Source organism: Streptomyces sp. NPDC089915, from assembly GCF_040684675.1.
In the GTDB taxonomy this organism is placed as follows: domain Bacteria; phylum Actinomycetota; class Actinomycetes; order Streptomycetales; family Streptomycetaceae; genus Streptomyces.
The window spans coordinates 1-9,968 of record NZ_JBFBGN010000192.1 but is presented as its reverse complement, the minus strand read 5'-3'; the positions used below and the strand labels follow the sequence as shown (position 1 = coordinate 9,968).

Below are 9,968 nucleotides of genomic sequence, written 5' to 3'. Positions count from 1 at the left end.
CGGGGTCGGTGTGGTGGCCGCGGCCGCCTGGCCGGGGTCGGGCTGCGTCGGGTGGCTGGGGGCCGGGGGTCGGGCCTCCGGGGCCGGGGTGGGTGTGGCGGCTGCGGTCGTCCGGCCGGGGTCGGCCTCCGTGGGCGGGGTGGCGGGGGCCGTGCAGGACGGTTGCGGTGCGGGAGCCGGCCGGGGGGTGTGGGGCGGCTCGGGCAGGGCGCCCGTGAGGTGGGTCAGCAGGGCCACCTGGTGCCGGATCATCCGCAGGAGCTCGTACGGGGTGTCGTCCGCCGGGGGCTCGGCGGGGCGCCCGGCGGGGACCCAGTAGGACCGGCCGTCCAGTTCCGCCGGGGGCAGGTCCAGCTGACGGCGCTCCCCGGCGGGGACCAGGCCCCTCGGGTCGACCGGGGCGCCCAGGACCGCGAGCCGGGCCAGGGTCCGGACGAAGCCGCGCCCGTCGTCCGGCGCCGCCTCGTCGGCGGCGAGGAGGTGCACGTCGTCGTGGTGGTAGAGGGCGCGCCGCACCGGGGTGAGCAGCGAGCCCCCGCCGTTCACCTGCAGGAACACCCGGGCGCCCGCGTCGTACGCCGCGCGGACGGCGTCGCCGAAGCGGACCGGCGCGGCCGCGTGCCGGGCCCACAGCTCCCGCAGCGCGGCGGGGTCCGCGCAGGGCTCCCCGCTCACCGACGAGACGAACGGCAGCGCGGGGACGGAGATCCGCCGCCCGGCGAGGGCCGCACGCACGGCCCCCTCCGCCGGGTCCATCAGCGGGGAGTGGAAGGCCCCCGCCACCTCCAGCGCCGCCGTGACCACCCCGGCCGCGGCGCAGGCCCGCCGCAGCGCGGCGAGCCCGTCGGCGCTGCCGCTGACCACGATCTGCCGCTGCTCGTTGAAGCAGGCGAGCCACACCCCCTCGATCCCCTCGGCCAGCCGCCGGCAGGTCTCCTCGTCCGTCTGCACCGCGAGCATCCCGCCCGGCGGCCCGCTCTCGACGGCGTGCCGCAGCGCCGCGCCCCGCCCGGCCAGGAGCCGTACGGTCTCCTCGCCGCTCAGCGCCCCGGCGGCGGCCGCCGCCGCGAACTCCCCGACGCTGTGGCCGAGGGCGAGGTCCGGGGTGACGCCGCAGTCGGCGAGCAGCCGGGTGACGGCGATCTGGACGGTGCCGAGCACCGGCTGGCACACGTCCGTGGCCGCCAGCCGCCCGGGACCGTCCCCGTCTCCCGCCGCCTTCCCGTACAGCAGGTCCGCCACGTCCGTCCCGGCCACGGCGCCCAGGGCGTCCACGGCCGCGCGGAAACCGGCGTACCCCTCGTAGAGGCCCCGCAGCATGCCCGGCCGCTGGCTGCCCTGGCCGGGACAGAGGAGGGCGATCCGGCGCTGCGCGGCCGGGAGCGGGGCCTCGGCGGCGAAGGCGTCGTCGCCGAGATCGCCCAGCGCACCGTCCTCCAGCTGCCGGCGGGCCCGCCGCAGCCGCCGCAGGAACTCCTCCGTGTCGGCGGCCACGACCGCCAGCCGGGCCTTCAGCGGCTCCCGCCCGCCGAGGGTGTGGGCCAGCGCCCCGACCGTGGGCCGGTCCGCCGGGTCGAGGGACTCGACGGCGTCGAGCACGGCGCCGACGTGCCGCTCCAGCAGCCGCGGGCTCCCGGCCGAGAGGAGGACGAGCTGGGGCGCCGGGTCCCCGTTACCGGCGGCCGGCACGGGCGGGCGGCGGACGGGGGCCGGCGGCGCGGGCGGTTCCTCCAGCACGACGTGGACGTTGGTGCCGCCGAAGCCGAACGAGCTGACGGCGGCCCGGCGCGGGGCGCTCCCGTCCGCCCAGGGCCGGGCGGTCTCGGTGAAGCGCAGGCCGGCCGCGGCGACGCCCAGCTCCGGGTGCGGGGCGGTGCGCGGCTGCGGCACGATCGTGCGGTGGTGGACCACCAGGGCCGTCTTGATCAGACCGGCGATGCCCGCCGCCGCCAGCGAGTGTCCGATCAGGGCCTTGCCCCCGCCGAGGTAGCACAGGGCGGGGTCGTCGTCCGGCCATTCGGTGCGCAGCCGCCGCAGGGCCTCGATCTCGGCCCGGTCACCGGCGGCGGTGCCGGTGCCGTGGGCCTCCAGGAAGCCCACCGACGACGGCGGCACCCCGGCGTCCGCGTAGGCCCGGCGCATGGCGCGCAGCTGGCCCTCGGGGGTGGGGACCAGCGGGCCGGGCGAGGCGCCGTCGTTGGCGGAGCCGATGCCCTTGATCACGGCGTACACGCGGTCCCCGGCGGCGAGCGCGTCGGCGAGGGGCCGGATGACGACCGTGCCGGCGCCCTCACCGAGGACGAACCCGTCGGCCTCCGCGTCGAACGGGCGGCACACCCCGGCGGCGGACAGCGCGCGCAGCCGGGAGAAGCCGATCAGGCTGTCGGGCGTCAGGTTGAGGTACACCCCGCCGACGACGGCGATCCGGCAGGTGCCCCGGTGCAGCTGGGCCATCGCCTGGTCGAGGGCGACCAGGGAGCCCGAGCAGGCGGCGTCCACCGCGAGGCTGGGGCCGCCGAGGTCGAACTGCCGGCTCACCGTGCCCGGCGCCATGTTGAGCAGGCTCCCCGGGAGGGTGAAGGACTGCACGGTGCCGAAGCGCCGGGCCCGCTCCTTCCCGGCCTCGCGGTCGAAGGGCCCGCCGGCCGGCCGCTCCGCCTCCGCCAGGGAGAGGGCGCGCAGGGGGGCCGCCATCAGGTCCTTGTAGTCGGAGACCGAGATGCCGAAGAAGACCCCGGTGTTCTCCCGGTCGAAGCCGCCGCGCCCCATCCCGGCGTCCTCGAGGGCCTCGCGGGTGACGTCGAGCATCAGCCGGTGCTGCGGGTCCATGGCCCGGGCGCGGGCGGGGGGCACCCCGTAGTGCAGGGCGTCGAAGCGGTCCACCCCGTCGAGGAAGGCGACCTGGTCGGTGTACGCGGCGTGGGTCGCCGAGTGGTCGCCGGGCTCGTGGAAGGCCCCGTGGTTCCAGCGCTCCGCCGGAACGGAGGAGAACTGGCGTTCTCCGCCCAGCAGGAGGTTCCAGTAGGCGCGGGTGTCCCGGGCGCCCGGGAATCGGCAGCCGAGTCCGGTGATGGCGATGTCGGTCATGACGCTCTTCCTTCGGTCTTCCGTGTCGTGGTGACGAGATGACGAGATGACGAGATGACGGTGTGGAGGGGAGGGGACGGGAGAGGGCTTACGGGGCCGGGTGCGGCGGTCTCAGGGCGGCGCCGGGGCCGGGGGCGCGGACAGCGCGGCCCACGTGGGGCACCGCTCGGCCGGCCGGGGCGGCGGCGGGGGCCGTGGCCGGGAGGCGGGGCGGGCCGCCGTCACGGGCCAGGGCGCCCACCAGTTCCAGGCGCCCGCCAGGCGCATGAGCGCCGGTACGAGGACGCCCCGCACGAGGGTGGCGTCCAGCAGGATGCCGAAGCCGGCGCCGATCCCGAAGAACTGCAGCAGGGACACCTGCGAGGTGCCGAAGCTCAGCAGGGTGAACGCCAGCAGGGCGCCGGCGGTGGTGACGATGCCCCCGGTGCGGGAGATGCCCGTGACGATCGAGCCGGCGTTGTCCTCACCGGCCTCGTGCGCCTCCTTGATGCGCGCGAGCACGAACACCTCGTAGTCCACCGACAGCCCGAAGACGATGCAGAACAGCAGCACCGGCATGGTGGTGCTGAGCGGGCCGGGGGTGAAGCCCAGCAGGTTCCGCAGGTGCCCCGACTGGAAGACCCACACCATCGAGCCGAGGACGGCCGCGAGGCTCAGGGCGTTCAGCGCGATCGCCTTCAGCGGCAGCAGCAGGCTCCGCGTGAAGCCCAGCAGCAGGCCGAAGGTGGTCAGGGAGATCAGGTAGAGCGCCAGCGGGAGCCGCGCCCCCACGGTCGCCTTGGCGTCGACGAGGACCGCGCTCGGCCCGCCGACGAGGACGGAGGCGCCCGCCGGCCCCGGGGTGGCGCGGACCTCGCGCACGAGCCGCTGGGCGGCGCTCGACCGGGGGTCGGCCAGCGGCACCACGGAGAGCGTCTGCGGACCGGTCCCGGCGGGTTCCGCCCCCGGGGCGGGACCGGGAGCCGGCTCCGGCAGGCCCTGCCGGAACCCGACCCCGGGCCCCGTCACCCGGGCCGCCTGCGGCAGCTGCGACAGCCGCAGGGCGTAGTCGGCCCGCTCCGACGGGGACACCGCCCCGGACACCACCACCGTCAGCGCGCTCGCGCCCTGCGGGTCGAACTCCTCGCGCACCAGGTCGCCGGTCTGCCGGGCGGCCGAGGTCACGGGCAGGGCCCGGTCGTCCGGGGTGGCGAAACCGGCGTGCGCGAACGGGGCGGCGAGCACCAGCAGCAGTCCGATGACGGGCAGCGCCGCGAGCAGCGGACGGCGTACGACGATCCGCGCGAGCCCCTCCCACAGCCGCGAGCGCGCCCCGCTCCGGGCCCGGCAGCGCCACGGGACGGGCCAGGCGTTGACCCGCTCGCCGAGCAGGGAGAGCAGGGCGGGCAGCACCGTCATCGCGCTGACCGCGGCGATCGCCACCACGGCGATGCCCGCGTACGCGAAGGAGCGCAGGAAGTACGGCGGGAAGACGAGGAGGGTCGCGAGGGCGGCGGCGACCGTCGCGGCGCTGAAGCCGATGGTGTGCCCGGCCGTCCGGACGGTCCGCACGGCGGCCTCGCGCGGGGCGTGCCCGGCGGCGAGCTCCTCGCGGAACCGGGAGACGACCAGCAGCCCGTAGTCGATGCCCAGCCCCAGGCCGAGCGCCGTGGTCAGGTTGAGCGCGAACACCGATACGTCGGTGACCCCGCCCAGGAGGCTCAGCACCAGCAGCGTCCCGGCGATCGCCAGTACCCCGATCAGCAGGGGCAGCGCCGCGGCCACCACACTGCCGAACACGAGCACCAGCAGCACCAGGGTTCCGGGGAGGACGACGGCCTCGGCCCGCTTCAGGTCGGACTCCGAGACGTCCTGCAGCTCGGCGTCGACGACGGCCGGACCGCCGACGTGCACGCTCAGGGCCTGCCCGGTGGCGCCCGCCGGGGTGCCGAGCTCCTCGCTCAGCCGCCGGGCCCGCTCGCCGAGCCGCTCGCCCTCGCCGTCCAGGTGCGCCACCAGCATGGCCGCACGGCCGTCCCGGCCGCGCAGCCCGGCCCCGGGCGGCGCGGACCAGTACGAGGTCACACCGCTGACGTGCGGTTCTGCGGCGAGCCGCGCGGTCAGCGCCTCGCCCGCGCCACGGGCCGCCGGGTCGTCGACGGTGCCGGTGCGGGTCCGTGCGACGAGGACCAGGTTCGGGGCGGCCCCGGCGTGCTCGGCCAGCAGGCGCGCGGCGCGGCTGGACTCGGAGCGCGGGTCGTCGTACCCCTGGCTCTTGAGCCGGCCCGTCGCCCCCGCGCCGAACACGGCGGACAGCACGAGGAAGACCAGCGCGGCGAGGAGGACGAGTCGGGGACGGCGGGTCACGCGGTCCCCCGCACGACGGAACATGGTGCCTCCGGTCCGGACGGGCGCTCCGGCACCCGGGGGTGTGCGGAGCGGTGGATTTCCACCGTGCCCGGGGGAGGACCGGGGCCGTAGCCCCGGCTGTTCGTTACTTGACAGGCCCCCGCAGGTAGGCGTCCAGCCCGGCGGCCCCCGCCAGCAGGGCCCGTCCGCGCGCCGACAGCCCGGCCCGCCAGTCGCCCAGCGCGGCCTCCAGCGGCTCCGGCCCGCCGGCCGCCCGCACCCGCTCCAGCAGCGCCGCGATCCGCTCCAGCGGGTAGCCGCCCCGCCGCAGCTGGTGCGCGAGCCCGGCGTCCCGGACGGCGGCCCCGTCGTAGACGCGGTACCCGGTCAGCGGGTCGCGGCGCGGGCGCACCAGCCCGGCGGCCTCCCACTTGCGCAGGGTGGCGGGCCGGATCCCCAGCTCCCGCGCCAGCGGCCCGATGAACCGCCCGGCGGGCCCGCCCGGCTCCGCGACGGTGCGCGGCGCGGGCGACAGGTCGCCCAGGGCCCGCTCCACGGCCTCCAGCGTCCGCCGGTCCTCCAGCAGCCGGGCGTGGCTCTGGTCGATGAGCCGGAACGCCTCGTCGGCCGCGTCCCGGTTCACCGCCCGCATCACGGCGGTGGCCGTCGCGTGGCCGTGTCCGGGGACGAGCGCCAGGAACGCGGCCAGGGCCAGGGCGTGCCGGGGGGTGTAGGCGCGATGGCCGGCGGGCGTGCGGGCCGCCGGGGGGAGGACGCCGGCCTCCTCGTAGTTCCTGACGGCCTGGGTGGACAGGCCGTGCGCCCGCGCCAGATCGACCGGCCGCAGCTTCCCACCCGTTTGAAGGTTTTCTTCCACACGGCCCAACCTAGCGCGGCCCTTGCGGGGAAAAGTTTCCACCGAAGGTTCAACGATAGCGTTGAAGGCATGGAAAACGGCATCAAGGACACCGTCCGGGCGCTCGGCGCCGCCGCCCTCATGGACCTGCTCGGCTCCCGCCCGCGGATACTCGCCCTGGGCGAGCCCACCCACGGCGAGGACACCCTCCTGGCCCTGCGCAACGACCTCTTCCGGCAGCTCGTCGAGGAGGAGGGCTACCGCACGGTCGCGATCGAGAGCGACTGCCTGCGGGGCCTGGTCGTCGACGAGTACCTCGCCTCGGGCACGGGCACCCTCGACGAGGTCATGGAGCGGGGGTTCAGCCACGGCTTCGGCGCCTCCGCCGCCAACCGGGAACTCGTGCGCCGGATGCGCGAGCACAACGAGGGGCGCCCCGCCCACGAGCGGCTCCGCTTCGCCGGCTTCGACGGCCCGCTGGAGATCACCGGCGCGGACAGCCCCCGCCGGGCCCTCGCCGCCCTCCACGGCTACCTCCGGGCGTCGGTGGACCCCGGGCTGCTGCCCTGTACCGGCGAGGTGCTCGACGGGCTGCTCGGCGCCGACGACCGGTGGACCGACGAGGGCGTGATGTGGGACCCGGCGCTGTCGGTGGGGCGCTCGGCCGAGGCCCGGGAGCTGCGCCTGATCGCCGACGACCTGGTCGAGCTGCTCGACCAGCAGACCCCGCACCTGATCGCGGCCACCTCCCGGGAGGAGTGGGACCGGGCGCGCCTCCACGGACGCACCGCCGTCGGCCTGCTGCGCTACCACCACTGGATGGCCGACGGGTCGCCGGCCCGGATGACCCGGCTGCTGGGGGTGCGCGACCGGATGATGGCCGACAACCTCCTCGCCCTCGCCGAGCGGGGCCCGGTCCTGGTCTTCGCGCACAACGCCCATCTCCAGCGGGAGAAGAGCTCGATGCGGATGGGCGGGGAGCCGCTGGAGTGGTGGAGCGCCGGCGCGCTGGTGGCCGCCCGCCTCGGCGGGGAGTACGCCTTCGTGCCCACGGCCCTCGGCACGATCCGGCACCGCGGGGTGGACGCCCCGGAGCCGGACAGCGTCGAGGGGCTCCTGTACGCGCTCCCGGAGGACCGCTGCCTCGTCGACGCCCGCCGGCTGTCCGCCGCCCTGGGCGCGACGCCGGCGCGGCGGACCTCGGGCTGGTTCGGCTACGCCCCGCTGGACCCGGCGCACCTGGCGGCGAGCGACGGGCTGGTCTTCGTCAGCGACCTCCCGCCGGAGGCCGTGCCCCGACGGGAGGTCTGACGTCCGGGCTAGTACCCCCCGGGCTGGTTGTTCTGGTTGTTCTGGTTCTGCTGGTTGTTGTTCCGCTGGTTGTTCTGGTTCTCGTTCTGCTGGTTCTGGTTCTGGTTCTGGTTCTGCTGCTGGTTGTTGTTGTTCCGGTTCGGGTTCTGCTCAGGGGCCGGCGGTTCGCTCGGCCGGACCGGGGCCTGGGTCTGCGGCGCGGGGGCCTCGGTGTACGGGCGTTCGGTCACGGGGGCCCGGGTGGGCGCCGGCGGGGTGGGCGGTGCCTGCGTCGGCGGGGGAGGCGGCGGCGGAGGCTTCTCCGTGACCGGCGGCTGGGTGGCCGTCCGGGGGGCGGTGGGGGTCTCGGCGGGCGTCGGGGGCACCGGGGCGGGGACCGTGGCCGTCGGCGTGGCGGCCGGGGTCTCGGCCGGCTTCGTCGGGGTCGGGGTCGGCGTCGTTCCCGTGGTGGGTGTGGGCGTGGGGGTGGCCGGGGTCTCGGTCGCGGACGAGGGGGCCGTGGCCGTCGGCGTGGCCGGGGTCTCGGTCGCCGGGCTCGGGGTGGCCCCGGTCGGAGTGCCGGTGGGGGTGCCGGTCGGCTTGCCGGTGGGGGTGCCGGTCGGGGTCTCCGTCGGCGTCTTCGTGCCGGGGGTCTGGGTCGCCGGGGACTGGGTGCCGGTCGGTGTGGTGGTCGGCGTGCCGGTCGGCGGCTTCGTCCCGGGGGATTCCGTGCCCGTCGGGGGCCTGGTGCCGGGGGACTGCGTGCCCGGGGTCTGGGTGCCGGGCGTCTGCGTGCCCGGGGTGTGCGTCATCGGCGGGGACGGCGGTGAGGTCGGCCAGTGCCGGGGCGGGGGCGGGGCCGGCCGGTCGTGGTGGACCTGGTCACCCGTGTACCGGTGGACCCACTGCTTGTCATGCGAGTCGTAGATGACGAAGACGTTGATCACGGTGGTCGAGCGGTTGACGACCACGACGTTCTGCGGCTGGTACCCCGGCCAGCTGGGCCCCTTCTGCTGCGGTGTCCCCTGCTGCGGCACCACCCGGCTCAGCGGGTTCCCGCAGGCGCAGCGCACCTTGGGCTCCCCGTACTTGTCGACGAGGACGGCGGTGCCCGCCTGGAGCACGGACTGGTAGCTGGTGGCGACGCCGTCGCGGTAGCCGTGGTTGGTCACGCGGGTGTCGGAACGCAGCTGCACGGGCGTCAGCGACCGCAGGTAGGCCGGGACCGTGGACTCCTGGACGCCGACCACCGAGGCGAAGGCGCGGTTCCTGGCCGGGTCGGCCGACAGGTAGCGGATCTGCTTCTCGACGTCGCAGCTGGCGGTGTTGCGGCTGCCGCCGTAGAGGCCGGGCTCCGAACCCGCCACGCTGGAGATGGTGTCCTTCTTGACGGGGGCGGTGCTCGGCGCGGCCGCGGGCAGGGCCGCGGTGGTGTTCGCCGTCGACGGGGTGTACGGGTCCACCCCCGCGTCGTCCGTGGGCTGGAGGATGACCTCGCCGGCCGTCGCCGTCTGCCCTCCGGGACGGCCGAGGACGACGGCCAGGACCACGGCGACGACCACGGCCGCGGTGATGGCCGCGATCCGCGGTACGGACCGCCACCAGGGTCGGTGACCGTTCCCGCCCGACGACGGCTGGGGCCCTCCGGGCCCCGGCCCTCCGGGGCCGGACGGCGGACCGCCGCCGGGGGGCGGCGGCGGAGGGGGCCCCGCCCCCTCTCCGGACGGGCGTCCGGAGAGGGGGCCGGAGGGCGGGCCGGTGGGACGCTCTGACAGCGGTTCGGAACTCACATTCCCCTCCCACCGGATGGGCGCAGGAAAGGCGAAACTCGAATGAAGTGCGTGTTTTATGCAATTTCATCCGAGTTTCACACCGTTAGCGCCCATTGTGTGCTCCGGCACCGTGGGATCCGCAAGCCGAACGGGCTAGGCCGGCTCCTCCGGATCTTGCCCGGCCCTCCCCCGGCGGGTGCCGGATGACGTGGGTCGGCCGGGATCCGGAGGGGGCCCGTCCTACGCCCAGGACGCGGCGACCAGGGAGCGCCGGGCCGCCGTGAGGTGTGCCGAGGCCGCCAGCCAGGCCCAGGCGTAGCCGTCGGCCGAGGGGTCGGTGAGCCGGCCGAAGGCGTCCCGGGGACGCCGGTCCGCCTCGGCGACGAGGGCCGCGGCCAGGCCGGCCGCCGCCGTGAACCCGGACCGGCGCAGCGGCGCGTACGCGGGCGCCCGCTCGGGCGCCCGCGCCGACTCCGCCACCGCCCGGCGCCCGCCCGCGACCCCCGCCTCCAGCAGCCGGCGCACCCGCCACAGCGGCGAGTCGACCAGCGGATCCGGGCCCGGCTCGACGGGGCCGGGCGCGGGCGCGGGGGCCTCGCCGGTGACGTGGGAGCCCTGGAGGCGGTCGTAGCCGA

At 76.7% G+C, this 9,968-nt stretch carries 5 protein-coding genes and 1 pseudogene; 1 reads left to right on the top strand and 5 read right to left on the bottom strand.

Annotated features, from left to right (window positions below; translation table 11 throughout):
* The 3 genes from AB0O29_RS32385 to AB0O29_RS32375 all read right to left on the bottom strand — a co-directional run.
* On the bottom strand, window positions 1-3,087 hold a 3,087-nt coding region (locus AB0O29_RS32385; protein ID WP_365158917.1), incomplete at its 3' end, for a type I polyketide synthase.
* Between the two features lie 111 nt (window positions 3,088-3,198).
* Window positions 3,199-5,433, bottom strand: a complete 2,235-nt coding sequence (locus AB0O29_RS32380; RefSeq protein ID WP_365158914.1) for an MMPL family transporter — start codon at window positions 5,431-5,433, stop codon at window positions 3,199-3,201.
* A gap of 127 nt (window positions 5,434-5,560) precedes the next feature.
* A complete protein-coding gene (locus AB0O29_RS32375) occupies window positions 5,561-6,301 on the bottom strand; it encodes a TioE family transcriptional regulator (RefSeq protein ID WP_365158911.1) in 741 nt (246 codons plus the stop codon).
* Between the two features lie 60 nt (window positions 6,302-6,361).
* Between AB0O29_RS32375 and AB0O29_RS32370 the strand changes: the two genes are divergently transcribed.
* The gene (locus AB0O29_RS32370; protein WP_365158908.1) at window positions 6,362-7,582 is read left to right on the top strand and encodes an erythromycin esterase family protein; all 1,221 of its coding nucleotides are present in this window, start codon (window positions 6,362-6,364) and stop codon (window positions 7,580-7,582) included.
* Window positions 7,583-7,590: 8 nt separating this feature from the next.
* Here the strand turns inward: AB0O29_RS32370 and AB0O29_RS32365 are convergent, their stop codons facing one another.
* Together AB0O29_RS32365 and AB0O29_RS32360 are read right to left on the bottom strand one after the other, a co-directional pair.
* A complete protein-coding gene (locus AB0O29_RS32365) occupies window positions 7,591-9,123 on the bottom strand; it encodes a DUF6777 domain-containing protein (protein ID WP_365158905.1) in 1,533 nt (510 codons plus the stop codon).
* Window positions 9,124-9,573: 450 nt separating this feature from the next.
* Window positions 9,574-9,968 (bottom strand): annotated as a pseudogene (locus AB0O29_RS32360) (hypothetical protein); the annotation flags it as partial.

Excerpts from the sequence above, each read along its gene's own strand:
- AB0O29_RS32370 (WP_365158908.1), top strand. The coding sequence starts at position 6,362 with ATGGAAAACGGCATCAAGGACACCGTCCGGGCGCTCGGCGCCGCCGCC.